Source organism: Paenibacillus koleovorans NBRC 103111 (assembly GCF_004000845.1).
In the GTDB taxonomy this organism is placed as follows: Bacteria; Bacillota; Bacilli; order Paenibacillales; family NBRC-103111; genus Paenibacillus_AA; species Paenibacillus_AA koleovorans.
This window is the reverse complement of record NZ_BIMA01000043.1, coordinates 29,709-55,919: the sequence shown is the minus strand read 5'-3', so window position 1 is coordinate 55,919 and position 26,211 is coordinate 29,709. Positions and strand designations below refer to the sequence as shown.

Here is a 26,211-nt window from a genome sequence, read left to right as displayed (position 1 = left end):
TCAGATTTACAGAACTAAAGCGTAGGGGGAGCGAAGGGTGAAGCGGTCTCTAGTCCGAATTTTCCCATTTAGAGAGCCGTTTCCGCACGCGCCCTCTGGAAAACGCCGCTCTAATTCGGCCGATTCGGACTACATAGCGTTGCCGGCGCGGAGAGGCGCGCGGTAGTCCGATTTATTCGACTAGGGAGCAAGGGTACAGGCGCCACGCCGCTCGATAAGGCTCTTCGCCTCAAGCGGGTATAGCGGGTTGCGGGAATGCGAGTGATACAACAAGATTTGTTTGATATTTAGGCTGAATGGTCGCCAGATGTATGCTATCCAACAAGTTTTGTATGATAACGAGGTAGAACGGCGCCTCCAAGCGTGCTATCCAACCTTTTTTGTATGATAACGTGATATAACGGTCGCCTGATGCGTGCTATCCAACAAAAATTGTATGGTAACGTTTAGGTCATCTGTGTCCGGCACAGAACCCCTCTTCCTACCCTCCCGCGCGCCAAACGGAACACCAACGCCAGAGGACCTGATCGGTGAACTTCCGATCAGGTTTTTCCTGCTTATTCGAGGTGCAACAGCAGGCTGGGCGGGTGTCGGCTTGACAATGCGTACCGATTGTTGTCAAATTAGTAGAGACTTATTAGACTGGCTACAAGGAGACCCGATTCGAATGACACACGAACAATTGATCGCTCGCATCAACGAGCTGGCCCATAAAGCGAATACCGTGGGATTGACCGACGAAGAGATCGATGAGCGCAACGTCCTGCGCCGGCAGTATATTGAGGCGTTCAAAACCTCACTGCGCGCGCAGCTTGATGCTATAGAATTGGTAGACGACGATCCGAAGGACAAGAAGCCGCGGAAGCCGCTTCACTAACGGAAGTCGAACCTTTAGGAGGGTAACTGATGTCCCGTCAATGGGAGAGAATGGTAAGAAAAAACAGCAAGCTGGCGAACAAACGCCGGGCGAAGAGCGGACAAGCCGTCATCACGGCGACATCCGGCGAAACGATGAACATCTACAAGGGGCGGAGCTGGTTTCTGCCTTCGCTGCTCGTCGCCATGTCGATCTTCTACGCTTTCACGTCGCTCGTATACAGTGAGAGCAGCACGATGATGTGGGTCGTGACCGCCGCATATGTTTTCCTTGGACTCATGTACTTCCTGCGTCGCCCTTATATCAAGATCGGGCGCAAGCAAGTGGCGACCCGCCGCTTGGGCGTAGAGCGTTTCTTAAGCGCGGAAGAGATGGAGAGCATCACGGTTCAGCCGGGCGGCGTAGTCATCAAGCTGAAGGCGGGGAACAAACGATGGGTGTTCACCAAATTTCAGAACTTGTACGACATTCCGGCGATCGCCGAGCGGATGAAGACGTTTGCGGCCCAGCATCAAGTTCCGTTCCAGGAAGAGGCCGCTCCCGAGAAAAAGAGTAAAACGAGCTAAACGAGCCAAACTTCAAGCAATTGGGGAAAAGGGGAAACTAAAGCATGCCGGTAAAAGCAGTTTTGTTTGATTTGGACGACACGCTGCTGTGGGATGAGCGCAGTGTGGAGGAAGCGTTCCGGGCGACTTGCGAGCTGGCCGAGCGGGAATCGGGCGTAGATCCGAAAGCGTTGGAGCAAGCGGTGCGCCGAGAAGCTAGAGCCCTGTATGAATCGTATGAGACGTTCCCGTTTACGAAAAATATCGGCATTAATCCGTTCGAAGCGCTCTGGGCGAATTTCTCCGGCGGCGTACAGGAGGAATTCCGCAAGCTGGAGGCGCTGGCGCCTGGGTATCAGGTACAGGCGTGGACGAACGGACTGTTAGCTCTGCATGTAGACAATTCGGCTCTAGGCGCGAAGCTGGCGGAGACGTTCCCGGCGGAGCGACGCGCTCGCCCGATCATATACGACGAGACGTTTCCGGTGCTGGAAACGCTTCGCGGACAGTACAAGCTGCTGCTGCTGACGAACGGAGCTCCGGACTTGCAGCAGGAGAAGATTGACGGCGTTCCGCAATTGGCGGCTTACTTCGATCATATCATCATCTCCGGCACGTTCGGCCAAGGCAAGCCTGCACGCGCCATATTCGAGCATGCGATGGAGAAGCTGGGCATTACGGCGGAGGAAGGCGTCATGGTCGGCGACAAGCTGACAACGGATATTTTGGGGGCGAACACGGTGGGAATGGCTTCGGTCTGGATCAATCGGCACCGCGTCACCCGAACGGACGAAATTGTACCGGCTTATGAGATTGAAGATTTGAAAGGTTTGTTGACGCTGCTAGTTCAATAGAGGAACAAAGAAACCCGCCGACTCCTCAGGGAGTGCAGCGGGTTTTCTGCGGGAATTAAGCTTTCTGGAACTCCGGATCGGCGTACGGATGTGCGATCCAGCCTTCGGTTTCGATAAACAGACGAACGGCCACGATCTGCTTGTTCTCCATCAGGGTGAAGAAATGAGGCTTGTGCTCCGGCACGGAGATGACGTCGCCGGCTTCAAGCTCAACATCGAAATAGCCGACTTCTTCGCTTCCTTTAATGATGAAGATGCCTTTGCCGGCCGTGATGGCGCGCACTTCATCCTCGGTATGCGTATGCACCTGCTCGAATTTTTTCAGCAGCTCCGGCAAGTTAGGCGTCGCTTCGGAGAGTGCGATCAAGTCCCAGGTAAGGTACCCGCGGCGGGAAGCCAGATCGCGAATTTCAGCGTCGAATGTTTGCAGGATTTCCGCTTTTTCTTCATCGCTTAGCACGAATTTCTCTTGCAACTGAGCAGGCAGCTTGGACGGGTTCCAATGCTCGTACAGTACTTCTTGGCCGTCGAGAAAAGCTTTGACGTTTTCTTCGCCCTGGATGCGCTCGCCCGTGTTGCGGACGCGGATCTGTGCCATGTTCATCCCTCGCTCTCGATTCAAATTAATTGCCATTACCGAGTATTATAGTCGATCGGCCGGGGGTTGTCGATGCGGACGTATAAGTTAATCCTATATTTCCGATAAGAGAAGTGTATATAATCCGACTTTCCGAATGATGGCGATTCTGGTACACTAAAGGTTAAATGCTTGTAAGGTTTCACGGTCCGGCTTTCCACTCGGAAGCCATCCGTAGATATAGATGGGTACTGACGAAAGGGTGGACGGTATGCACAAACTGGCTTTGGCGGAACAATTGAAAAACAAAATTATGGTGCTCGACGGCGCGATGGGGACGATGATCCAACAAGCCGACTTGAATGCAGACGATTTCGGGGGCGAGGAGTTCGAGGGCTGCAACGAGTTGCTCTGCGTCACAAGGCCGGACGTTATTTCCCGGATCCATGAGCAGTACTTGGAGGCTGGGGCTGACATTTTGGAAACGAACACATTCGGTTCGACCTCTGTCGTTCTGGCCGAGTATGATGTACCGGAACGCGCTCGCGAGCTGAACCTCGCTGCAGCCAGACTCGCGGTAGAAGCGGCCAATAAATATTCGACTCCCGAATGGCCGCGCTACGTAGCAGGTGCTATGGGGCCGACGACGAAAACTTTGTCCGTCACGGGCGGCGTCACGTTCGACGAACTGATCGACAGCTACTATGAGCAGGCCGTGGCGCTGATCGACGCAGGGGTCGATGCACTGCTGCTGGAGACGTCGCAGGATACGCTCAACGTCAAAGCCGGCAGTATCGGGATTCGGCGTGCTTACGAGTCGACAGGCGTGTCGCTGCCGATTATGATTTCCGGTACGATCGAGCCGATGGGCACCACGCTCGCGGGACAAAACATCGAGTCGTTCTACATTTCACTTGAGCATTTGAATCCGATCTCGATCGGCCTGAACTGTGCAACCGGTCCTGAATTCATGAAGGATCATATCCGGACGCTGTCGGGTATTGCCAAGACGGCGGTCAGCTGCTATCCGAACGCCGGGTTACCGGACGAGAACGGGCAATATCATGAATCGCCGACATCGCTAGCCAAGAAGCTGTCCGGTTTCGCCGATCAAGGGTGGATTAACATCGCCGGCGGCTGCTGCGGCACGACTCCGGACCATATTCGCGCCATTGCGGAAATCATGAAGGAGTACAAGCCCCGTGAGCAGAGCGGTACGCATCCGGCTGCTGTTTCCGGGATCGAGACCGTATACTTGGAAGCGGACAACCGTCCGATCATGGTAGGGGAGCGAACGAATGTTCTGGGGTCCCCGAAGTTCAAGCGGCTGATTGCGGAAGGCAAGTACGAGGAAGCCGCGGAAGTGGCGCGCGCGCAAGTGAAGGGCGGCGCTCATGTCATCGACGTCAGCCTGCAGGATGCGGAGCGGGACGAAGTGACCGACGTCGTCGCGTTTATGCAGGAGCTCGTGAAGAAGGTGAAGGCGCCGGTCGTTATCGATACGACGAACCATCACGCCGTGGAAGCGGCGCTCAAATATTCGCAAGGCAAAGCGATCATCAACTCCGTAAATTTGGAGGAAGGCGAAGAGCGTATCGAGAAAATCGTACCGCTCGTGCACAAGTACGGCGCGGCGCTCGTCTTCATGTGTATCGACGAGGAAGGACAAGCGGTCTCGAGCGACAAACGTTTCGCGGTTGCGAAGCGGGGCTATGAGCTGTTGACGCAGAAGTACGGGATTCCGCCGGAAGACATTATTTTTGATCCGATGGTGTTCCCGGTCGGTACGGGAGATGCCCAATACCTCGGTTCCGGCAGCGAGACGATCGAAGCGGTGCGCAAGATCAAGGAAGCTTTTCCGAAGAGTCATACGATCATGGGCGTCAGCAACGTGTCGTTCGCCTTGCCGACTGCGGGCCGCGAAGTATTGAACTCGATCTACTTGTACCATTGCACGAAGGCTGGCCTTGATTATGCGATCGTCAACACGCAGCGTCTGGAACGCTACGCATCGATTCCGGAAGAGGAGCGCCGTCTGACGGAGAACCTCATCTACAATACGAACGATGAGACGCTCGCTGCGTTCGTCGCCCATTTCCGCGAAAAGAAGGTCGTGAAGACGGAGAAAATCAGCAACCTGACGCTGGAAGAGCGTCTGGCTTCCTATGTTGTCGAAGGGACGAAGGAGGGGCTGATCCCGGATTTGCAGGAGGCGCTTAACAAGTATGCTCCGTTGCAAATCATTAACGGACCTCTGATGCGCGGGATGGAGGAGGTCGGCCGTCTATTCAACAACAACGAGCTGATCGTCGCCGAGGTGCTGCAGAGCGCGGAAGTGATGAAAGCATCGGTCGCTTTCCTCGAGCAATTCATGGAAAAGAACGAGAGCGCAGTGAAAGGCAAAATACTGCTCGCGACCGTCAAAGGCGACGTGCACGACATCGGCAAAAACCTCGTCGAGATCATCCTCTCGAACAACGGGTATCACATAGTCAATTTGGGCATCAAAGTACCGCCAGAGCAGTTGATCGAAGCTTATAAAAAAGAAAAGCCGGATGCAATCGGACTGTCCGGACTGCTCGTGAAGTCGGCGCAGCAAATGGTCACAACGGCGCAGGACTTGCGGGCGGCAGGCATCGACATCCCGATTCTGGTCGGCGGAGCCGCGCTGACGCGCAAATTTACGCGCACGCGGATCGCGCCGGAGTACGAAGGGCTCGTCGTATACGCGAAGGATGCGATGGACGGTCTGGACATTGCTAATAAAATCAGCGATGTGGAGCAGCGCCAGCGGATGATTCAGGAGCTGCGCGAGGCGATCCAGTCCGACGTAATGGAAGCCGCTAACCGCGTGCAAGTGGAAGAGGTCAAGCTTACCCGAGCCCTCCGCTCCAATGTGGCGAAGGATGTGCCGGTGTACATCCCGCCGGATGTCGAACGTCATGTGCTGCGGGATTATCCGCTCGATCATATTTTCCCTTACGTCAACCTGCAGACGCTGCTCGGCCATCATCTCGGCTTGAAGGGCAAAGTCGAGCAGCTGCTCGCCGCTAAGGACCCGAAGGCCGTCCAGCTGCGCGAAGTGATCGACGAGCTATTCCAGCAAGGCAAGCGGGAGGGCACGCTGAAAGCGCAAGGAATGTACCGTTTCTTCCCTGCGCAGGGGGAGGGCGATGACATCCTGATCTACGATCCGGCCGATCACAGTCGGGTGCTGCATCGGTTCAGCTTCCCGCGTCAAGAAGTGGAGCCGTATCTGTGTCTAGCCGACTTCCTCCGTTCGACGGACAGCGGCGAGATGGACTATGTCGGGTTCCTGGTCGTCACCGCCGGGCAAGGCGTTCGCGAGCTGGCGAACGAGTGGAAGGACAAAGGCGACTACTTGCGCTCCCACGCGCTGCAGGCGCTGGCGCTCGAGATGGCGGAAGGGTTCGCAGAGCGCATGCACCATATGATGCGCGATGTGTGGGGTTATCCGGATTCGCCGGAGCTCACGATGCAGCAGCGCTGGGGTGCCCGTTACCAAGGGATACGGGTATCATTTGGCTATCCGGCTTGTCCGAATCTTGAAGACCAGGAGCCGCTGTTCCGTCTGATGCAGCCCGAGGATATCGGCGTCGAGCTGACCGAGGGGTTCATGATGGAGCCGGAAGCTTCGGTTACCGCGATGGTGTTCGCGCATCCGGAGGCCCGTTATTTCAACGTAGACAAAGCTTAATCATAGGTTGAATCGATACGACTCTTTAGCAAAGGAATGGCTGCAATGGACCTTTATTTTCTCGGAACGGGGGCGGGGATGCCTGCCAAGGAACGCAACGTCACGGCGATCGCTCTGCGCCTCTACGAGGAGCGGGGCACATTCTGGCTGTTCGACTGCGGCGAAGGGACGCAGCATCAAGTGCTGCATTCGCCGCTCAAGCTGGGGAAGCTGGAGTTTATTTTCATCACCCATCTGCATGGGGATCATATTTTCGGCTTGCCGGGGCTGCTCTCCAGCCGCTCGTACCAGGGCGGAGAGACGCCGCTCACGCTGTTCGGGCCGCGCGGCATCCGCGCGTTCGTGGAGCAGGCGCTGACGCTGAGCGCAGCGCACCTGGCTTACCAGCTCCATATCGTGGAGCTGGAGGACGTTAGTGCCGAAGCCGGCAGCGCTTCGGCTGATGGTGTGGGGCGCGTCGTGTTCGCCGACGAGCAGGTTGAGGTGACGGTGGCGGAGGTGGAACACCGCATCGCCAGCTATGGGTATCGCGTCCGCGAACGCGATCGTCCAGGCAAGCTGGACGAGGCCAAGCTTCGGGCGCACGGGGTGCCTGCCGGGCCGCTGTACGGCCGGCTTAAGCGCGGCGAAGACGTCGCGCTGCCGGACGGCCGCGTGCTGCGCGGCGCGGACTTCGTCGGTGCGCCCGTCCCCGGGCGCACCGTGGTGGTGCTGGGCGACACGCGGCGCTGCGCGTCCGCGGTCCGGCTGTCTCGCGGCGCCGATGTGCTCGTGCACGAGGCGACTTTCGCCGGCGAGCTGGAGCCGATGGCGCAGCAGTTCTATCACACGACCTCGCTCGGCGCCGCCGAGGTGGCCGAGGAGGCGGGGGCGAAGAAGCTCATTCTCACGCACCTCAGCTCCCGGTACTCTAACGACAGCGGGCAGTCGCTGCTGGACGAAGCGCGCACCCGGTTTCCGAACACGGAGCTGGCCCATGATCATGCCGTGTTTGTGGTGGAGCTGTCATGAGGACGCTCCAGTTCCAGTTCGAGCCTGAACCGCCTTACGATTTCGCTCGCATGCACGGCAGGCTGCGTGGTGTCGGCCACGAGCTGTACCGGCATGATGAGAACACGTTGATCCGGGCGATCCGTGTGCAGGGACAAGTGTATCTCGTCCTGATCCGTTCGGAAGGAGAGACGGCATCGCCGAAACTAACCGTGGAAGCGATTCCGCATCCCCATAATTCGGGACCGAATGCCGAATGTTTAGCTGAGGTGGGCGCGCATCTCCGTCGCATGTTGTCCATCGACATCTCGCTGGCGGGTCTCCAAGAGAAGCTTGGCGTGGACGACCGACTGGCGTTGCTCGGACGGCGCTACGAAGGCTTCCGCTTTATCCTGGAGTCGGATCCGTTCGAATGTATGGTGAAGACGATCATCGGCCAGCAGCTCAATCTTTCATTCGCAGCGACGCTAACGCGCAGGTTAATCGAGAAGGCGTCCTCGCCTTTCGAGTACAAGGGGGCCGGGTACCCTGTCTTCCCATCGCCGGAGCAAATCGCTTCGCTACAACCGGAGCAGCTGCGCGAGCTACAATTCAGCGTCCGCAAGGCTGAGTACGTAATTGATTTCGCTCGGCAAGTCGTTGCAGGCACAGTCTCGATGAAGCCGGCCGAGCTGGCTGCGAAAACGAATGAGCAAATTCTCACGGAGCTGACCCCGCTTCGCGGGATCGGCCGCTGGACAGTCGAATGTTTCCTTATGTTCGGCCTGGGACGGCCCGACTTGCTGCCGGCGGCGGATATCGGACTGCGTAACGCGCTGCGTCAGTTGTATGGATTGGACCATCAGCCGACGGAAGCCGAAGTGCGCGACCTCGGCCGCGACTGGTCGCCATGGTCCAGCTATATCACTTACTATTTATGGGAAAGCTTGAATGAGAAAACGCTTTTCACGTAATCGTCTATAGGCAGAAGCACAGTTCGGGCCATTTTCATATACTGGAACGAAATGGGCAATCAGCCTGGAGCTGCGAACATACGGAAACACCACTCACATTCAAGAGAAGGTTGGAGGGATCCTCATTGGCCAAGTTTCATATGATCGGGATCAAAGGGGCGGGCATGAGCGCTTTGACGCAAGTGCTGCACGATATGGGGCATGAGGTGCAGGGTTCGGACCTGGACACTTATTTTTTCACGCAGGCGCCGCTGGAGCAGAAGCGCATTCCGCTCTATAGCTTCGATGCGGATCGGGTCGCCGAGCTGAACGACCGCGTCATCGTCGCGTCGAATGCGTTCAAGGACGATCATCCCGAGGTAGAGGCTAGCTTGCGCGCGGAGCTTCCTTTTTACCGCTATCATACTTTTTTAGGCGATTTGATCGGCCGCTATACGAGTGTGGCAGTTACCGGGGCGCATGGCAAGACGTCGACGACCGGGATGCTGGCGCATGTGTGCAAAGCGATCAAACCGACTTCTTATTTGATCGGGGATGGAACGGGAGCGGGGGTACCCGACAGCACCCATTTTATTTTCGAAAGCTGCGAATACCGGAGACATTTCCTGGCGTACGCGCCTGACTACGCGATCATCACGAACATCGATTTCGATCATCCCGACTATTTCTCCGGCTTGGACGATGTTACGCTGGCGTTCCAGCAGATGACCGACCGGGTGAAAAAGCATGTTGTCGCATTCGGCGACGATGATCAAGTGCGGTCGTTGCGTCCGCCGGTTCCGATACTGCTATACGGCTTCGGGGAGCATAATGCGCTTCGTGCGGCCGATGTCCGGGTCGAGGAGGAAGGTCTTTCCTTCGAGGCGCTGCTGCATGACAACAAGCTGGGGAGGTTCCAGATTCCCGGCTTTGGCCGACACAACGTGCTGAACGCCTTGGCGGTCATCGGGATTTGCGTGCTGGAGGATTTTAACCTGGATCAAGTTCGCGCTGAAATGATGACATTCGGCGGCGTGAAGCGACGCTTTACGGAAAAGCTGGTGGCCGGCAATGTACTGATCGACGATTATGCGCATCATCCGACGGAAATCCGGGCGACGCTGGACGCCGTGCGGACGAAATACCCGAATCGCCAAGTTGTATCCGTGTTCCAGCCCCATACGTACTCACGGCTGGAGAAATTTATGGACGATTTCGCCCATTCGTTGTCAGCGTCGGATCAAGTGTACTTGTGCGGGATTTTCGGATCGGCGCGCGAGAACAAAGGGAATATTTCGATCGAGCAGCTGATGGAACGGATTCCTTCCTCCAAATTGCTGTCGGAGCAAAACGTCGATTACGCCTTGAAGGACTATTCCGACTGCGTGCTGCTGTTTATGGGTGCCGGGGATGTGCACAAGTATCAGCAGAAGTATGAAGACACGATGGCGGTGCTCTAAGCGGTGCAAACAAAAGATCCGCTGCATCCTTCAGGTAGAACTCGGGATGAGCGGATCTTTTCGCGTTACAGGCAAAAGTAAAAGTTGCAAGTGGTCTTGAACAGTCATTTTATTGGGGAATGTGGGGGAACGAACGCGGTGAGAGGGATAGCCATTTTGTTCGGCTTCCTGTTGGCAGGCACCATCATCCAGGGGACGACGGGGGTACCGCTGCCGGGGAATGTTATCGGACTTGCATTGTTTACTGCGGCCTTATTTTTGAAGCTTATTAAGCTGGAATGGGTGGAAGACAGCGCGCAGCTGTTGTTGAAAAATATGATGCTGTTCTTCGTGCCGATCATCGTCGCGACGATCGCCTTCTGGCCGGACATCCTGCGGAACGGCCTTCCGATCGTGCTGACGCTCGTGTTCAGCAGCTTGGTTACGCTTGCGGTGACCGGGTTGGTGACGCAAGGCCGAGCTGGAAAAGATCAAGTTCCGGGTGAGGTCGAACGTTCGGAAGCGACGAAAGGGGATGCTGGTGCGCGATGAGCGAGTTGGCCTGGACAAGCAGCCCGGTTTTCGGAGTTACCGTCACGTTGCTAGCCTACATTGGAGCGCTGCAAGTCAATAAAAAATGGCCTCGGATGAACGCCATGTTCGTCTGCTGCCTCTCGATTATTATGCTGTTACTGGTCACGGGGATTCCTTATGAGTCCTACAAAGTGGGCGGCGATGTGCTTGTCTTCCTGCTCGGTCCGGCTACCGTTGCGTTAGGCGTTCCCTTGTACAAACACTCCGGCGTGCTGCTGAAACGTTTGAAAGGAGTGTTGGCCGGCATCGTAGCGGGTTCGCTCACCGGAATGGGCTGCAGCGCCTTATTCGTCTGGTTGTCCGGGGCGAATCAGGAGCTGTTGATGACGATTTTGCCGAAATCCGTTACTTCGCCGATCTCGATGGAGGTTGCCCGGTTGTTCGGCGGAATCCCCGAGCTAGCCGCCGTGCTGACCGTCCTGACCGGTTTGTTCGGCAGCATGTTCGGTCCTTTGTTCCTGCGCCTGATCCGCGTCTCCGATGCAATCGCAGTCGGTACGGCGATGGGGACGGCCGCGCATGGAATCGGTACGTCCCGCATCATTCGCGAGTCCGAGCTGAAGGGCAGCGCCGGCGGGTTCGCCATGGGAGCGGCAGGATTGATCACGACATTCGCTTCCATCCCACTCTATTGGTTATTAAACTAACTAAGAAATTAATATAAGTACCACTATCCACAAAAGCAGCACAGAGGAGGGCGGGAAGAGGGAGTGGAGAAGCGAAGCGGTCGCCTTTGTAATCGTGGCCCAACCTTAGCTCCAATTCAATCAAAGGGCCACGATTACAACAGCGATCGGAACCCCTCTTTCCGCCCTCCCCACGCACCAAACGGAACCCAGCTGCCTGCCCTCCCAGCGCACCAAACTGAACACTCACGCCACAACCATCAGGGGTTATAGAACCTGATGGTTTTTGCTCTTCTCTTCATAAAATCTTTAAAACAGGAAAATCCTTCGTTAACTTATCGCTGTTACGCTTACATTACGGAGACGATGTACTTCTTCCGATGCCAAGGAAGGGTTGTGACGAGATGGCCCAAGTGGCGGTCCAGACCAAGGCTACAGCTACGGCAAACGAATTGACAGCCAAAATCGCAACGACTGAGGACGAAATCAAACAAGCGATGCGACTTCGCTATGAAGTATTCGCCGAGGAGGAGAACAACGTCCAACTGATGAACGAGAAGCGGCTGGAACGGGATTGGTTCGACGACCTGTGCGATCATTTGATTGTGACGGAAGAGCGGACGAACTCAGTTGTAGGTACGTATCGTTTGCTTCCGGGGAAACGGATTGGCCACCAGTACGGGTTTTACTCGGAGACGGAATTCCAGCTCGGGGAGCTGGCAGGAATAAAGAACCGCATCCTGGAAGTCGGTCGGAGCTGCGTGGCCCCTGCTTATCGGGACGGCAGAACGATCCAAATGCTGTGGGGCGGCATCGCGCAATATATCGAGAAGCACGAGTACGACATGCTGATCGGCTGTGCAAGTGTGCACCTGAGCGGATTGAAGCCATTGAATGAAATCTACAGCTATTTATCGCGGAAAAACATTTTAACGGACCGGTACGGGGCCGAACCGCTCGAGACTCACCGGATCGAAGGACTCCAGCTGTTGAAAGAAGGGTTACCGGATGACCAAGAGCTGTTCCGCCGGCTGCCTCCGCTTATGAAAGGCTACCAATGGCTCGGAGCGGAAATCGGGGCGGATCCTGCGTTCGACGGCGTATTCCGCACGGTAGATTTCTTAATCGTGCTCGATCGAGGTCGGATCACCAAACGATACAAACGGTTGTTCTCCCAGCCAATAGCAACCGCAGCCGTTCTAGGGGATCGAGGAGCAGCGGATGTATGATTGGATCGGCCGATGGACGGGAATGGACGGCTCAAGTCCAGGGGAGACGAAACCGTTCTTCTTCCGCATGATGAGCAACCTGCCGTCCGGACCCGCCTTTTGGCTCTGCGCAGCGGCCGCTGGGATGCTGTACGTGATGCAGCGGCCGCTAAGGCGCCGCCTGCTAAGGAATGCGCAGGAGCTGTTCGAACCGGCGTCACCCCGCGAGAACCGACGGATCGTAAAGCATTATTGCCGGAACCTGGCCGTGGCGATGTACGAAATTTTGTTCCTGTCCGCCAAGCTCGGAAAACGGGAGGACGGGTGGAACCCGATCCGAGAAGCACATGGCGAGGAGCATCTCGAGCAAGCTCTAAGCGAAGGCAAAGGCGCGATCGTGTACTTGCCTCATGTAGGAAATTTTTTCGTCTACTACTGGTACTTGATGGGCCGGTATAACTGCACGACAGTAGCGACGGCAAGCAGCAACGAGCTGCGGCCGCTATATAGGCGCTTCGCCGAGCTCGGTTGCCGCGGGTTCGATTATGACGAGACGAATCCGATTCAGCTGATGCGCTCGCTGCGGGATCATTTGAAGCAAGGCGGAGTCGTCTACTTGCTGGGGGATTTTTACCGGCCGAATTTCCCGGAGGCGACGCTATTCGGCAGAAAGACGCATTTGCCCCAAGGGGCGGCCATGCTCGCGCTGCAATATGAGGTACCGATCGTTCCGATGACGGGCCGCGGAATAGGGCGGTTTGCCCACCGGCTTCAATTCGAGCCCCCGATTCGGTTGTCGGACCGATTTCGGAAAAATGAGCTTCGCGCCGCATCCGACCTGTTGAACCAATGGATGGAGCAATCGATTCGGCGCCATCCGGACAGCTGGTTTTATTTGTTCCAAGCCGAGGAACGCTGGTGCGAACCGGCGCCATCCAACCCCATTCAAGGAGGCGCATAAACGATGGATACGGGAAGTCACCTGCTCTTCGGCGCTACGCTCGCAGGACTCGCTTATACGGATCCGGTAGTCGCGGCAAACCCGGAATTAGCTTTGACGGTGTTTGTCGGATGCCTGATCGGATCGCATGCACCGGACTTCGATACGCTGACCCGCTTGAAGAGCTTTTCCGCATATGTGCTCATCCACAGAGGAGTAACGCACTCGATACCCGCATTGTTCATCTGGCCGCTGCTGATCGCTCTTCCGCTGGCCTGGGGCTTCGGGATGGAAGGCGGCGTGAACTTCCTGCACTTGTACGGTTGGATTTGTGCGGCGGTCGTATTTCACGTGCTCGTGGATTTGTTCAATGTGTATGGCGTGCAAGTGCTTCGTCCGTTTTCGGCCCAATGGCATCATCTGGACTCACTCGCCTTGTTCGAGCCCTTCTTATGGGTCGTGCATGGTGCCGGACTTTTACTGTGGATCGCTACTGATTTGCCGGTCGATCGGGTGTTCGAGGTCGTCTACGGGATTACATTGACATACATCGCGGCGAGATTCATTCAGCAGTTCTATATTCGGCGAATGGTAAGCAAGCAGCTCGACCTGCAAGGCATATGCCGCATCGCACCAAGCTTGAATTGGTTCAAGTGGCAATTTTCTCTGGAGACCGGCAGTCATTTCTACACGGGCTCCATCGCCTGCCGGGACGTTCGGATCGAGCAGGTGTATTCGATAGATTCCAGCCACTCGGTTATCGAAGCTTCAAAAGGGACGGACGGTGTACGGGCGTTTCTCCAATTCACACAATTCGTGCATGTATGCTTCACGGAGCATGAGGGCGGCTTCGAGGTGCAGTGGAGGGATTCCCGGTTTCGCCATAACCGGAAGCAGCCTTTTGGAGCAGACATTTTTCTGGATCGGAATTTGAACGTAGTACGCGAGAAAATCGGATGGGACAAAAAATAATTGATTTCTTAAACGATTTCTGGCTGATTCAATACCTCTGTGGCTGGGTAATCATAATTATCCAGCACAGAGAGGGGATAGTCCAATGACTTAGGTTAGCGAAGCATGCTGAAATCGGATTGCGTGGAGGACAAGTGAGTGAAGACTTGTTCTGTAATTCGTGGGCATGCGGGAACTCACCGGCAAGCGAGCGAGGCCCCGAGCAATAAAGGCATGCCGGACATGTCGCTTGTGGTATAATATCCGATGACATGTGGAAAGCATGTTGGGCTGAAAGGACAGGGAAGTCAATAAATGAATAGCAAGTGCAAGAGGTAGCCGCTGTTTATCTGGTCATAAACGGCGGCTATCTGCGTTTAGCGGAAGCAGTAAAAAACTCCCGGCTGCTTCTCTTGGAAGCACGGGAGTTGCTGCTGGGATCTTTAGGATTAGAAGAGCCGATCCGTTACTGCAGTTCGTTCTGCTTGAGCGCTTTGTCCAAGCCGTTCCAGCCGAGCAGCGAGCAATTGTGGCGGGCTTTCAGCTTGTGCACCCCGGACAGAGCAAGCGCATCGCCGAGCGCGTCTTCGTCCTCGGGGATCTCGCCTTTTTTGATCATATCATTGAACATTTCGATGATCTTTTTCGCTTCGTCGACCGTTTTGCCTTTCACCAGATCCGTCATCATCGAGCACGAAGCCATGCTGATCGAGCAGCCTTCGCCTTCGAATTTGATATCCTTGATCCTGCGATTCTCGTCGACATTCATGTACAACACCATGACGTCGCCGCAAGTCGGATTTTTATAGGGGAGCTGGAGCGCTCCTTCTTCCGTCAGCTTGCCTTTGTTGTGCGGCTTTTTATAATGGTCCATCACGATTTGCTTATATAAGTTCTCTAGCATGGCGGGTCACCTCGAAGTTCGTCTTCTTTATATCATGTTCCCTCCATTGTACAACAATACGACCAAGATTGGAATTATTATCGTTAAGTTGGACGAGAGCGGTCAGGAAGCCCCGTTTACCTTGAGCGCCAAGCTTTGCTGCATCAAAAATTGATTGTAATACAGGTTGGCGTACAAGCCTTTCACTTGCATCAGCTCGTCGTGGTTGCCGCTCTCGGCGATTTCGCCGTCGCGAATGACCAGGATGCGGTCGGCGTCTCGAATCGTCGAGAGTCGATGAGCGATGATGAACGCGGTTCGCCCGTGAAGCAACTGTTTGAGCGCTTCCTGGATATGCTGCTCGGTCTCCGTATCGACGCTGGAAGTGGCCTCATCCAGGATGAGGATGCGGGGATCGGAGAGCAGTACTCGACCGAAGGCGAGCAGCTGGCGCTGGCCGACGGACAGCTTGGAGCCGCGCTCCTCGACCTGTGTAGCATAGCGCTCCGGCATCTTGTCGACGAATCGATCGACTCGCACGCTTCTCGCGGCGTTCTCCAGCTCTTCCGCGGTGGCGTCCTGTTTGCCGTATCGCAGGTTATCCTCGATCGTCCCGGAGAAAATGAACGAGTCCTGCAGCACGATGCCCATCTGGCTTCGCAGCGAGGCAAGCGTCACATCCTTGATGTCCACGCCGTCAATCGTGATCGAGCCGTCAGTCGTATCATAGAACCGCATGAGCAAATTGACGATCGTACTCTTGCCTGCGCCGGTAGGTCCGACGATGGCGATTCGCTCGCCCGGCCTCACGTCCAGATTGAGCCGGCGGATCACATCGGCTTGATCCGGCTTGTAACGGAAGGAGACGTCCTTGAAGACGACTCGCCCTTGAATAGTCGGCATCGCTTTTGCCCCGGTTTTGTCTTGAACTTCCGGTTCCGTGTCAAGTATCTCGTAGATACGCTCCGCGGAAGCCATAGCCGATAGCAGCTGACTGTATACCTTGGACAGCGAGCTGAGCGGACCCCAGAACCGCCACAAGTAGTTGATGAAGGCGATAATGAAGCCGATCGTTAGCGCCTCGTCTATGACCCTTACGGCTCCGTACCAGACGACGAGACAAGTGCCGACCATCCCGATCAGCTCGACGAGCGGCCAAACCATCGATTCCAGCGACACGGCGCGCATAAAGGCGACGCGGTTGCGGTTATTGATGTTTTCGAATTTCCGATCGTTCACTTGCTCGCGGGAGAATGCTTGAACGACGCGAATGCCTTGAATCGTTTCGTTCACGTTGCCGTTGATGGCGGACATCGTCTTGCGCGAGCGCGTCCAAGCTCCTTCGACCTTGGGGCGGAAGCGGGAGACGAGCAAGTAGAGGAACGGGAACGTCGTGAACGCCATCAGCGCCAGCTTCCAGTCCATCCAGAGCAAAATGACGATGATGCCGACCAGATGCGTCGACTCCATCATCAGCGTAATGAGACCGCCGTTGATGAGCTCGCCGATCGCATTCGTGTCGTTCGTGATCCGCGACATGATTTTGCCGGCTGGCCTGCCGTCGAAAAACCGGAACGACAACGATTGCAGATGATTGAACAGCTGTTGCCGCAGCTCATACAAAATGCGCTGTCCGGTGCTGTTGATCATCCGGATATGCAGGAAGCTGAACAGCCAGGAGAACAACCGGATCCCCAGCATCATGAACCCTGCAATATGGAGCACCGTCATGTTTTTCTCCACCATGCCCTTGTCGATTGCATAACGGATCACTAGCGGCTCGGCCAAGCTGAGCAGCATGTTCAGCACGACGATGATGCCGACCACAACCATTACTTTCTTATGCGGCTTCAAATAGCCGATCATTCGTTTCATGTATTGCTTATTAAACGGTTTATCTTCCTGGTCCTCGGAATCCATATCCCATTGGCTCATGAAGGATCACCTGCTTTCTGCTTGTAAAATGGGAATAGCCGGTTGGGAAGGAGCCGGGCTCGAAGCCGGTTCATCCGCGGGCGTCTGTTGCATCGCATACAAGTTGCGGAAGAACCCGTCTTGAGAAGCAAGCTCGGCATGAGTGCCCATCTGCAAAATTCGACCGTCCTGCAGCACGATTATGCGGTCGGCCCGCTGGATCGAAGAGAGCCGCTGGGCGACGATGAACGTCGTGCGTCCTTGCATAATGTCGTGCAGCGCCTCGTGAATGGCCGACTCTGTGGCCGTGTCTACGCTTGCCGTCGCTTCATCGAGGACAAGAATCGGCGGATCCATCAGAATCGCGCGCGCCAGAGCCACCCGCTGGCGTTGGCCGCCGGACAAGCCGACACCCCGCTCGCCGATGATCGTGTCATAGCCGTCCTGAAGCGTTTGGATGAACTCGTGAATTTGAGCTTTGGCCGCCGCCCACTCGATACGCTCTTGAGTAGCATCCGGGACTCCGTAGGCGATGTTCTCGCGGATCGTGGCGGAGAATAGGAAGGTCTCCTGCGGAACGATGCCGATTTTGCGTCGCAGCCCTTCCAGGGTGTACTCTTTTACGTCCACGCCGTCGATCAGCAGCCTTCCGCCCGTTACATCATAAAATCGGGGCAGCAAATTAATCAGGCTAGTTTTCCCGGAACCAGTAGCACCCAGGATGGCGATTACTTCACCTGGGCGTATATCGAGGGACAGGGCGTCCAACACAACGGGAGAAACCTGCGGCTCGATCGGCTGCTCCGCCTTGGACTCGGAATCTCCGCCGGTTTTGGCGAACGGTTGGATCGTCGGGAAACGAAAATCCACTTGATCGAACACGACATGCCCTCGGATCGACTCCGCGGTACGTCCTCCGTCTTCCGGGGTATGAATAGCGGCCGGCGTATCTACGATCTCGAACACGCGCGGAGCGGCCTTCAGCGCCTGCTGCATAATGTTGATCAGCCAGCCGAGCATCTGCAGCGGCCACAGCAGCCCCCATGCGTACCATTGGAACGCCATCAGCGTCCCGATGCTCATTTCATCCTTAATGACGTATGTGCCGCCCGCCCAGATCATGAGAAGGAACACAACCCCGCCGTAAAAGCCCATCAGCGGAAACGCTCCCGCCTCGATTTTGGCGCGCTTCACATTGGATTGAAAGTTGGTGTCGTTGCGCCAGCTGAATTTCTCTTTCTCTGTTTTTTCCCTGGCGAACGCCTTGACGACCCGGATTCCGGAAATGTTCTCTTGCAGCGTCGTTGTCAATCGGCCCATCTGCTCGCGGATATCCGACCAAGCGGGACCTACCTTACGATTAAACTGGCGCAGCACGATAAGCAGGAACGGGATCGTCACCATGCTGATGACGGTTACTTGCCAATGCAGCATGAGCATGACGATGAACGTTCCGACGAACGTCAGCAAGCCGGTTACGAGCAGCATGGCGCCGAATCCGACGAAGTTCTTGATCGCTTCGATGTCGCCCGTCATCCGGGACATGATTTGGCCGGTTTGAGCCTTGTCGTAATAGCCGAACGATAGACGCTGGAGATGGGCGTACACTTGCTGGCGAATGTCGAACACGACGTTCTGGCCGACACGTTCCTGGGCGACGCCTTGGTAGTACATGCCGATGCTCTTCAGAATTTGACCGAAGAACAGCAGCAGCGCGAACAGAATGACCGCGGACATGCGGCTCTCCGCAATACCTACGTCAATCGTCTGCTTCAGAAACCAAGGGGCGAGCAGATCGAAGGCGACCCCCAGCGCGAGCATGAGCAGGGCGACGGCGGTCCAACCTTTGTAAGGTATGGTGTATTTCAAAATGCGCAGCATGATTTTCATGATGGAAACCTCCTGATTGCTGACTAGTGCCTATGGGGTCGGAAACAAAAAAAGCCGCAGCCGTAAGCTGCGGAGATTCGTGCGGGGCGGCCTGAGGGCAGGCGTTCGCAACGGGATTGCCGTATCGCTTAGTCGGAGTAATTGGCGTATTCGGATCGACGCTCTGTGGTTTGGGTTAACCCGAAATATATATATAGGAAAATGCATCGCATTCAGTCTCCTTCCTCGTTCCTTTTCACACTTCTCCTATGACTGTATCATCGCACAGCGGGAGCGGGCAAGACTAAAATTCGACTATATGCAATCTCTCCCGGACGAAGGCTTGAAGGGATTTCGTAGCTGCATTATTGTCATGCGAACGTATATTCTGTACAATGAAATCATAATCGCCGAAAACTGGTTTGGCAAGGGGTATTTTTTCATGAATTCTTATACGGTCGCATATTTAAAAGTCGAGTAGGTGCAGGCATGTTCAGAAAAAAAGACCTTTCCCAGCTAATCATGGAATTGAGAGGGAATGAAAACATTATCAATTGGCACGAAGTCGCGCCGCAGGAAGCCCAAACGAGAGCCATTCCCGAAAGCGTGGACCCAAGGATAAGACTGGCGTTAGCAAATCGAGGAATTGAGCAGCTGTACACGCATCAGCACACAGCGTACGAAACGATCCGTATAGGTGAAAATATCGTAGCTGTAACTCCGACCGCATCGGGGAAAACGCTTTGCTACAACCTTCCCGTACTACAGGCAATAGCGGAAGACGACGGCAGCCGGGCACTATACTTATTCCCTACGAAAGCACTGGCACAAGACCAAAAAAGCGAACTGAACGAAATCATAGCTGAAATGGGGATCGACATAAAAAGCTTCACCTATGACGGCGATACGGCACCAGCCATTCGGCAGCTTGTAAGGACAGCAGGGCATATAGTCATAACGAACCCCGATATGCTGCATTCGGCGATTCTTCCCCACCATACCAAATGGATCAGCTTGTTTAGCAATTTGAAGTACATCGTAATAGACGAGCTACATACATACAGGGGCGTATTCGGCAGTCATGTTGCCAACGTTGTCCGACGTTTAAAAAGAATTTGCAAATTTTACGGGAGCAATCCCCTGTTTATTTGCACTTCAGCGACTATCGCGAATCCGAAGGAGCTGGCCGAGCAGCTAACGGGACAACCAATGCGACTTATTGACGATAACGGCGCTCCAAGAGGACGAAAACATTTTGTTTTTTACAACCCGCCGATTGTGAACAAGGCACTGAATATACGGAAAAGTGCTGTTGTAGAAGTGAACCGCCTGGCGAGGGACTTTTTAACGAATAAAGTACAAACCATCGTATTTGCCCGAAGCCGGGTAAGAGTGGAAATCATTTTAAGCCATTTACAGGAGCTGATTAAGAATGATATAGGCTCGAAATCCATTAGGGGCTACCGAGGCGGGTATTTGCCAAACCAGCGACGGGAGATCGAGCGCGGTTTAAGGAATGGGGATATTTTAGGCGTTGTAAGTACGAATGCTTTGGAATTAGGCGTAGACATAGGCCAGCTGCAGGTCTGTATTATGACAGGCTACCCCGGAAGCGTCGCTAGTACATGGCAGCAGGCAGGCCGAGCAGGAAGGCGGCATGGGGAAGCCTTGGTCGTGATGGTAGCCAGCAATACGCCGATCGACCAGTATATCGTTCAGAATCCCGAGTATTTTTTCGATCGCTCCCCAGAGTCCGCAAGAATCAACCCGGAAAATTTAATTATACTCGTGGATCATCTGCGCTGTGCCGCGTATGAACTGCCTTTAACAAAAGGGGAACAATTCGGGCCGTTGGAAATAACCGAAATTTTAGAATACTTGGTGGACGAGAAGGTGCTGCACCAGGCCGGCGATACGTTCTACTGGGCGAATCAATCCTTTCCGGCAAGTGAGATAAGCCTTCGTTCGGCAGCGCAAGAAAATGTAGTGATTGTGGATCAGTCGGACCTTGCGAACGTTAAGATAATAGGGGAAATGGACCGCTTTAGCGCCATGACCTTACTCCATGATGAAGCCATTTATTTGCATGAAGGTGTCCAGTATCAAGTCGAAAAGTTGGACTGGGACCATAAAAAGGCTTATGTGCGGGAAGTAAATGTAGAATATTACACCGATGCGAATCTGGCGGTAAAGCTGGTGGTCTTAGAAAAGGACCGGACGGAAAGTAGACGATTTAGCACAATTAATCAGGGCGAGGTTCGTGTTAATGCGATGCCGACCATTTTCAAGAAAATTCGCTTGTCCAGTTTTGAGAATATCGGATATGGCCCCATTAACCTCCCGGAAGAAGAGCTGCATACGAGCGCAACTTGGATCGAGTTAAAGGAGATCGATCCGAGCCTAGGAACGAAAACGCTGGAACAGCTGCTGATTGGAATTTCAAATGTGCTGAGGCATATCGTGCCGATTCATGTGATGTGCGACCGAAGCGATATACACGTCGTCTCGCAAATTAGGGCGGAGCATACGCAATTGCCGACCCTGTTTATATATGACCATTACCCTGGTGGAATTGGACTGGCCGAAGATGTCTATAAGCGATTTGACGAAATCAAGGCGGCTGCAAGAAACCTGATTAAGAAATGCCCCTGTGAAGATGGCTGCCCTTCGTGTATCGGTACGGAAATAGAAGGGATAAGCGGTAAACACAAGAGTTTGGAGCTGTTAGGCGCCATATAGCAGCTGGCGGAGAAGCTGATTCTGTGGATAAGGGGGCGACGGCGAGCCGATGAGCGGATTGAAGGATCGGTTGGCGCGATTCAAACGAACGGATGCCAAGCGGGCGGACGAGGGGCTGGAGCGAGAAGCGGATGTGGAAAACGCCGGTGAACTTGGTGGCGGGTCTGGCAAGGCTGCGGACTCGGCGGATCGGGCCGTTGTGGCGGCTCTGTCGGCTCCCTTGCCCTTGCTCGATGCGCGTTGGGAGCGGCTCGGAGTGCGTCTGCAGGGAGACGAGGCGGCTGCTTTTTTGCTGCGGGAGTGCCGTTATGAGGCGGAATTCGCGCATGGCACCCATCGCTTGTCGGAGCTGGACGAGCGACGGACGGGATTGCTGCGCAGGATGACGAACGAGGAAGCTATCGAGCGAGGGTTTGGAGGCGGGGAGACGGAGATCAGCTCGTTGCTGGAGCGGCTGCTGTTCCTCGACACGGAGACGACCGGGCTCGGTGTGGGAGCCGGCAACGTGTCGTTTATGATCGGCATCGGTTTGTATGAAGCGGGGCAGTTCGTCGTGCGGCAGCTGTTCATCCGCAATCCGGCCGAGGAAACGGCGATGCTCGCCTACTTGCAGGAGACGATGCAGACCCGTGACCGGCTCGTTACTTTTAATGGCAAATGCTTCGACTGGCCGATCATCAAAAATCGGTTCATCCTGAACCGGCTCCGTAGGAGCGGTCCGGAACCGATTCATCTGGATTTGCTATTTCCGTCCCGCAGTGTCTGGAAGCGTTCGTTGCCTTCGTGCCGGCTGACGATGCTGGAGCAGGCTCGGCTCGGCTTGAACCGAGTCGATGATGTGCCGGGTTCGCTCGCGCCGACTTTGTACTTTCAATATTTGGCCGAAGGCGATCCCGGCGTGATGGCCGGCGTCTTCGAGCATAATGAGCGCGATGTGCTCACGCTTGCCACGCTCGCCATTCATTTCACGAAGCTGCTCGAAGGGTCAATCCCGGTAGAGGCGCTGGAGGAGGATGAGGCGATGCGTCTCGCGCTCTGGTTCGAGAAGCTCGGCGAGGAGTCGAAGGCGGTTGCCGCCGTCGACGCGCTGGTTGCGCGTTTGGACGAGCTGAGCGCGGACAATGCTTTACTGTGCGCCGCGTTCTACAAGCGGCGCCAGCAGGTGAGCCGAGCCGCGGCCATTTGGCAGCGGCTCGTGGAGGAGGGGAGCCGTTCGACATTGGCGAACGTCGAGCCGTGGTTGGAGCTCGCGATGCACTATGAGCATCGCGAGCGCGATTTGCCGGCGGCGCTCCGCCTGGCGGAGGAGGCGCTGGCTCGCACGCGCAGCCGCATGGCGCTGGCGCGGGGCGGCGGCAAGCACGCGCAGCTGTGCGAGCAGCTGCAGCAGCGAATCGCGCGGCTGCGCAAGAAGGCTGCCGCGCCGAGCGTGCCGGCGGCCAGCCATGCGGCCGCGCCGAGCGCTTCGGCGGCCAGCCGCGTAGCAGCCGAAGCGGAGAGGGCGGGCGCGACTGGTGGCAGCCAGGCGGAAGTCGCGACCGTGCGGGCAGACGCCCGTCCGCCGCAGCGTGCAGCCGCAGCGGCCGGCAGCAAGGGCCGCCGATCCGGCGCTAAGGCTGCGTCTGCTACGATCGAGCTGTTGCTGTGAGTCGAGCGTTGCGCATAATTTGTACGATTTATCATATAAATGGAGACTCCTATCAGCGTCAACAACCCAATTTGTTCGAAAAATCGCACAAAACGGGGCGGCGCAGCTGGTTGGAGCCACCGTTTGTACGAAATATCGTACAAAATGGGACGCCACAGCCGGTCTGAGCCACCATTTGTACGATTTTTCATATAAACGGAGACCCAGATCAGCAACCTCGACCCATTTTGTTTGATTTTTAGTACAAATTGTGGCTCAGAGCAGCTACAGTAACTCATTTTGCATGATTTTTCATACTCATTCTCAATACCACTTATCCTCACAAAGGAGATACAGCAGTGCCAAGCGACAATAAAAGCAAATATGGATTCCTAATCGATCTTGACGGCACGATGTATGCGGGCCATCGGGAAATTCCCGATGCGGCGCCGTTCATCAAGCATCTTCGGGAGCGGGGATGGCCGTTTCTGTTCGTGACGAACAACTCATCACGTACGCCGGAAGCTGTCGCCGACCATTTGCGGCACATGGGCATCGATGCTGCCGTCGAGGAGGTCGTAACCTCCGCGCAAGCGGCAGCGGAATACGTGATTCAGCAGAGCGGTGGCCGTGCTACCGTCTATGCAATCGGCGAGGTCGGCCTCCGCACGGCTCTGCAGGAAGCAGGTCTACATCTGCTCTCTGATGACTATTCCGCTACACAAGCGCCGCCTGATTTCGTCGTGCAAGGCATTGACCGCGATTTCCACTACGCGAAGCTGCATCGCGCCGCCACCTATCTCAGGGCCGGTGCCCGCTATGTGCTTACGAACCCGGACCGAGCGATCCCCTCGGACGACACATTCCTGCCGGGCGCCGGCTCGCTGGCTGCGTCCATCCGCATGGCTTCGGAGGTCGAGCCCGTCGTCATCGGCAAACCTAATGAGCCGATCGTCCGCTTCGCCCTCGGCCGGCTGCAGCCCGCTGAGGAAGTATGGGTCGTCGGCGACAACCTGTGGACCGATATCGCCTCGGGCGAAGCGAGCGGGCTGCGCACGGCGCTCGTCCTGACCGGCCTCGCGACCGCCGACAATTTGCAGTCGCAGCTGGAGCAGTCCGGCGTCAAGCCGGATCGTATCGCCGCCAACCTGCTCAAGCTGTTCGAGACGTTCGGCTAGTTTATTTCCGCTGCGAACCGGACATACAAGTAACAATTGGATCCGAATCGTGAAGGGGGAAACGCCATGCCTGAGCTGCCGGAAATGGAAACGTACAAGAAGCTGCTGCAAGAACGTTTGACGGGGAAACGCATCACCAAAGTAGAGGTGGAGCGGGAAAAATCGCTCAACGTGCCGGCTGACGAGCTTATCTTGAATGTCCAGAATCGTATCGTAACCGGGTTAAGCCGGAGGGCGAAGCATGTGCTGTTCCACTTGGACGACGGCCACACGCTGATCGTCCACTTAATGCTGGGCGGCTGGATGTTCTACGGCACCGAGGAAGAAAAGCCGGATCGCACATCACAAGTGACACTCTCGTTCGGGGACCGTCATCTTTATTTCATTGGCCTGCGACTCGGTTACTTGCACTGGTTGGGTCCGGACGAGCTCCGCGAACGAATGGCGGCCTACGGACCCGAGCCGTTCGACCCCGCCTTGGACGAGGCGGCTTTCGATCGGCTGCTTCGCCGCAAGCGCTCCGTGCTGAAGCCGCTGCTTGTCGATCAGAAGGAGCTGGCCGGGATCGGCAATTGTTACGCAGATGAATTCTGTTTCCACGCCGGCATCAACCCGAAGCGGCGAACTGGCGACTTGTCCACGGAGGATACCGCCCGACTTCTTCATTCGATGCGATATGTGCTGACGGATGCGATGCGGCTTGGCGGTTATATGGAGAGTCCACTCTACCCAGGTGATACGCTCACAGGCGGGTACAACGACAGCTGCAGGGTGTACGACCGCGGCGGAGAGCCTTGCCTGCAATGCGGCCAGCCAATCGTGCAGGAGGAGCTCAATTCGCGCAAGCTGTTTTATTGCTCGAATTGCCAGCGTTGACCGCGATGAGTCTACACATCGGTAGCCATGTCAGCATCCGCGGAGGGTATTTGGAGGCAGCGAAGACCGCGGAGCGCATGGGCGGCCGGTCCTTCCAATATTTCCCCAAAAATCCCCGCAGCCTCGCCGTCAAATCGTTCGACCGTCGCGACGCGGAAGCATGCGCCGCTTACTGCCGCGACAACCGGCTGCTTTCGATCGCACACGCGCCTTACCCAACTAATCTGGCAACTGACGATGGAGAGAAACGTGAAACGGTCATTCGTTCGATTCTGAACGATCTTGCAATCGCAGATGCATGCGGCTCCGTCGGGCTGATCGTGCATTTCGGCGTGTACAAAGGGCCGGATCCGCTTCAAGGCTACATCCGTATCGTGAATACGCTAAACGTTGTGCTGCACCAATGGGATGGAAATGCTATGATTCTTATTGAGAATCAATCGGGAGAGCATGCCCGCATGGGGATGACGCTTGAGGAGCTTACCCAAATTCGCAGCTTGACGGCGGCCCCGGAGCGCATTGGGTTTTGCCTGGATAGCTGCCATATGCTGGCGAGCGGGTTATGGGACGGCCATAATTGGCAGGAGGTTGTGGACAAAGGGCATCAGTTGGGTTATTGGCCTCAGCTGAAAGCCGTCCATCTGAACGACTCGGTCTACCCGACCCGATCGTTCAAAGACCGCCACGCCAACATCGGCCAAGGCGAAATCGGTCGCGCCGGCTTACTCGAGCTGCTGCATACACCCATGCTGCAAGGCATCCCGATCGTACTGGAAACGCCGACTCCCGAGCCCGGCACGCATGAACAAGAAATCCGTTTGTTGCAGCAGTGGATGAGCGAATAGTCTGATTTGAACGGGAGAGGAGCCGGTAA

Annotated in this window: 21 protein-coding genes; 17 read left to right on the top strand and 4 right to left on the bottom strand. The window is 55.8% G+C overall.

Annotated elements, in window-relative coordinates; genetic code table 11:
• The first annotated feature begins 667 nt into the window (after positions 1–667).
• The 3 genes from PKO02S_RS15970 to PKO02S_RS15960 are packed head-to-tail and all read left to right on the top strand — an operon-like array spanning position 668 to position 2,276.
• A complete protein-coding gene (locus PKO02S_RS15970) occupies positions 668–877 on the top strand; it encodes a DUF896 domain-containing protein (protein ID WP_127584578.1) in 210 nt (69 codons plus the stop codon).
• A gap of 29 nt (positions 878–906) precedes the next feature.
• On the top strand, positions 907–1,443 hold the full coding sequence (locus PKO02S_RS15965) for a hypothetical protein (protein ID WP_127584576.1): 537 nt from the start codon (positions 907–909) through the stop codon (positions 1,441–1,443).
• 44 nt (positions 1,444–1,487) lie between these two features.
• Positions 1,488–2,276 carry an HAD family hydrolase gene (locus PKO02S_RS15960; RefSeq protein WP_127584574.1) on the top strand — a complete coding sequence of 263 codons (789 nt, stop codon included), beginning with the start codon at positions 1,488–1,490 and terminating at the stop codon, positions 2,274–2,276.
• A 55-nt stretch (positions 2,277–2,331) separates the two neighbouring features.
• Here the strand turns inward: PKO02S_RS15960 and mtnD are convergent, their stop codons facing one another.
• Positions 2,332–2,874 carry an acireductone dioxygenase gene (mtnD, locus tag PKO02S_RS15955; RefSeq protein WP_127584572.1) on the bottom strand — a complete coding sequence of 181 codons (543 nt, stop codon included), beginning with the start codon at positions 2,872–2,874 and terminating at the stop codon, positions 2,332–2,334.
• 250 nt (positions 2,875–3,124) lie between these two features.
• Here mtnD and metH point away from each other — a divergent pair, with 250 nt between their 5' ends.
• From metH to PKO02S_RS15910, 9 genes are all read left to right on the top strand, one after another.
• Entirely contained in the window at positions 3,125–6,571 is a 3,447-nt protein-coding gene (gene metH / locus PKO02S_RS15950) for a methionine synthase (protein WP_127584570.1), read from the top strand.
• Positions 6,572–6,616: 45 nt separating this feature from the next.
• Positions 6,617–7,582: a ribonuclease Z gene (gene rnz / locus PKO02S_RS15945; RefSeq protein WP_127584568.1), complete on the top strand. Its 966-nt coding sequence runs from the start codon at positions 6,617–6,619 to the stop codon at positions 7,580–7,582.
• Positions 7,579–8,514 (top strand): DNA-3-methyladenine glycosylase family protein, encoded by a 936-nt coding sequence (locus PKO02S_RS15940; protein WP_127584565.1) that lies wholly within the window; start codon positions 7,579–7,581, stop codon positions 8,512–8,514. The genes rnz and PKO02S_RS15940 overlap by 4 nt, the downstream gene beginning before the upstream one ends.
• A gap of 125 nt (positions 8,515–8,639) precedes the next feature.
• On the top strand, positions 8,640–9,953 hold the full coding sequence (gene murC / locus PKO02S_RS15935) for a UDP-N-acetylmuramate--L-alanine ligase (protein WP_127584563.1): 1,314 nt from the start codon (positions 8,640–8,642) through the stop codon (positions 9,951–9,953).
• Positions 9,954–10,091: 138 nt separating this feature from the next.
• Positions 10,092–10,484: a CidA/LrgA family protein gene (locus PKO02S_RS15930; RefSeq protein ID WP_127584561.1), complete on the top strand. Its 393-nt coding sequence runs from the start codon at positions 10,092–10,094 to the stop codon at positions 10,482–10,484.
• Positions 10,481–11,173 (top strand): LrgB family protein, encoded by a 693-nt coding sequence (locus PKO02S_RS15925; RefSeq protein ID WP_127584559.1) that lies wholly within the window; start codon positions 10,481–10,483, stop codon positions 11,171–11,173. The genes PKO02S_RS15930 and PKO02S_RS15925 overlap by 4 nt, the downstream gene beginning before the upstream one ends.
• 383 nt (positions 11,174–11,556) lie before the next feature.
• Positions 11,557–12,381 (top strand): GNAT family N-acetyltransferase, encoded by an 825-nt coding sequence (locus tag PKO02S_RS15920; RefSeq protein WP_127584557.1) that lies wholly within the window; start codon positions 11,557–11,559, stop codon positions 12,379–12,381.
• Positions 12,374–13,321, top strand: coding sequence for a lysophospholipid acyltransferase family protein (locus PKO02S_RS15915; RefSeq protein WP_127584555.1), 948 nt, complete (start codon positions 12,374–12,376; stop codon positions 13,319–13,321). Before PKO02S_RS15920 ends, PKO02S_RS15915 begins: the two co-directional genes overlap by 8 nt.
• Before the next feature lie 3 nt (positions 13,322–13,324).
• A complete protein-coding gene (locus PKO02S_RS15910; RefSeq protein WP_127584553.1) occupies positions 13,325–14,272 on the top strand; it encodes a metal-dependent hydrolase in 948 nt (315 codons plus the stop codon).
• 445 nt (positions 14,273–14,717) lie between these two features.
• On the opposite strand, the gene sufU is transcribed toward PKO02S_RS15910, so the two are convergent.
• The 3 genes from sufU to PKO02S_RS15895 all read right to left on the bottom strand — a co-directional run bounded on the left by sufU (position 14,718) and on the right by PKO02S_RS15895 (position 18,938).
• Positions 14,718–15,155, bottom strand: a complete 438-nt coding sequence (sufU, locus tag PKO02S_RS15905) for a Fe-S cluster assembly sulfur transfer protein SufU (protein WP_127584551.1) — start codon at positions 15,153–15,155, stop codon at positions 14,718–14,720.
• Positions 15,156–15,257: 102 nt separating this feature from the next.
• Entirely contained in the window at positions 15,258–17,069 is a 1,812-nt protein-coding gene (locus PKO02S_RS15900) for an ABC transporter ATP-binding protein (protein ID WP_127584549.1), read from the bottom strand.
• A gap of 6 nt (positions 17,070–17,075) precedes the next feature.
• The gene (locus PKO02S_RS15895) at positions 17,076–18,938 is read right to left on the bottom strand and encodes an ABC transporter ATP-binding protein (protein ID WP_127584547.1); all 1,863 of its coding nucleotides are present in this window, start codon (positions 18,936–18,938) and stop codon (positions 17,076–17,078) included.
• A 468-nt stretch (positions 18,939–19,406) separates the two neighbouring features.
• Between PKO02S_RS15895 and PKO02S_RS15890 the strand changes: the two genes are divergently transcribed.
• The 5 genes from PKO02S_RS15890 (at position 19,407) to PKO02S_RS15870 (ending at position 26,182) form a co-directional block, all read left to right on the top strand.
• Positions 19,407–21,656, top strand: a complete 2,250-nt coding sequence (locus PKO02S_RS15890) for a DEAD/DEAH box helicase (protein ID WP_127584545.1) — start codon at positions 19,407–19,409, stop codon at positions 21,654–21,656.
• A 49-nt stretch (positions 21,657–21,705) separates the two neighbouring features.
• Complete coding sequence (locus tag PKO02S_RS15885; RefSeq protein WP_127584543.1) at positions 21,706–23,304, top strand: ribonuclease H-like domain-containing protein; 1,599 nt, start codon at positions 21,706–21,708, stop codon at positions 23,302–23,304.
• Between the two features lie 338 nt (positions 23,305–23,642).
• Positions 23,643–24,461, top strand: a complete 819-nt coding sequence (locus tag PKO02S_RS15880) for an HAD-IIA family hydrolase (RefSeq protein ID WP_281280437.1) — start codon at positions 23,643–23,645, stop codon at positions 24,459–24,461.
• A 66-nt stretch (positions 24,462–24,527) separates the two neighbouring features.
• Positions 24,528–25,337 (top strand): Fpg/Nei family DNA glycosylase, encoded by an 810-nt coding sequence (locus PKO02S_RS15875; RefSeq protein ID WP_127584541.1) that lies wholly within the window; start codon positions 24,528–24,530, stop codon positions 25,335–25,337.
• Positions 25,338–25,342: 5 nt separating this feature from the next.
• Complete coding sequence (locus PKO02S_RS15870) at positions 25,343–26,182, top strand: deoxyribonuclease IV (RefSeq protein WP_127584539.1); 840 nt, start codon at positions 25,343–25,345, stop codon at positions 26,180–26,182.
• The last annotated feature ends 29 nt before the right edge of the window (positions 26,183–26,211 follow it).

Excerpts from the sequence above, each read along its gene's own strand:
- PKO02S_RS15970 (WP_127584578.1), top strand. The coding sequence starts at position 668 with ATGACACACGAACAATTGATCGCTCGCATCAACGAGCTGGCCCATAAA.
- PKO02S_RS15965 (WP_127584576.1), top strand. The coding sequence starts at position 907 with ATGTCCCGTCAATGGGAGAGAATGGTAAGAAAAAACAGCAAGCTGGCG.
- PKO02S_RS15960 (WP_127584574.1), top strand. The coding sequence starts at position 1,488 with ATGCCGGTAAAAGCAGTTTTGTTTGATTTGGACGACACGCTGCTGTGG.
- mtnD (WP_127584572.1), bottom strand. The coding sequence starts at position 2,874 with ATGGCACAGATCCGCGTCCGCAACACGGGCGAGCGCATCCAGGGCGAA.
- metH (WP_127584570.1), top strand. The coding sequence starts at position 3,125 with ATGCACAAACTGGCTTTGGCGGAACAATTGAAAAACAAAATTATGGTG.
- rnz (WP_127584568.1), top strand. The coding sequence starts at position 6,617 with ATGGACCTTTATTTTCTCGGAACGGGGGCGGGGATGCCTGCCAAGGAA.
- PKO02S_RS15940 (WP_127584565.1), top strand. The coding sequence starts at position 7,579 with ATGAGGACGCTCCAGTTCCAGTTCGAGCCTGAACCGCCTTACGATTTC.
- PKO02S_RS15925 (WP_127584559.1), top strand. The coding sequence starts at position 10,481 with ATGAGCGAGTTGGCCTGGACAAGCAGCCCGGTTTTCGGAGTTACCGTC.
- PKO02S_RS15920 (WP_127584557.1), top strand. The coding sequence starts at position 11,557 with ATGGCCCAAGTGGCGGTCCAGACCAAGGCTACAGCTACGGCAAACGAA.
- PKO02S_RS15915 (WP_127584555.1), top strand. The coding sequence starts at position 12,374 with ATGTATGATTGGATCGGCCGATGGACGGGAATGGACGGCTCAAGTCCA.
- PKO02S_RS15910 (WP_127584553.1), top strand. The coding sequence starts at position 13,325 with ATGGATACGGGAAGTCACCTGCTCTTCGGCGCTACGCTCGCAGGACTC.
- sufU (WP_127584551.1), bottom strand. The coding sequence starts at position 15,155 with ATGCTAGAGAACTTATATAAGCAAATCGTGATGGACCATTATAAAAAG.
- PKO02S_RS15900 (WP_127584549.1), bottom strand. The coding sequence starts at position 17,069 with ATGAGCCAATGGGATATGGATTCCGAGGACCAGGAAGATAAACCGTTT.
- PKO02S_RS15895 (WP_127584547.1), bottom strand. The coding sequence starts at position 18,938 with ATGAAAATCATGCTGCGCATTTTGAAATACACCATACCTTACAAAGGT.
- PKO02S_RS15890 (WP_127584545.1), top strand. The coding sequence starts at position 19,407 with ATGTTCAGAAAAAAAGACCTTTCCCAGCTAATCATGGAATTGAGAGGG.
- PKO02S_RS15885 (WP_127584543.1), top strand. The coding sequence starts at position 21,706 with ATGAGCGGATTGAAGGATCGGTTGGCGCGATTCAAACGAACGGATGCC.
- PKO02S_RS15875 (WP_127584541.1), top strand. The coding sequence starts at position 24,528 with ATGCCTGAGCTGCCGGAAATGGAAACGTACAAGAAGCTGCTGCAAGAA.
- PKO02S_RS15870 (WP_127584539.1), top strand. The coding sequence starts at position 25,343 with ATGAGTCTACACATCGGTAGCCATGTCAGCATCCGCGGAGGGTATTTG.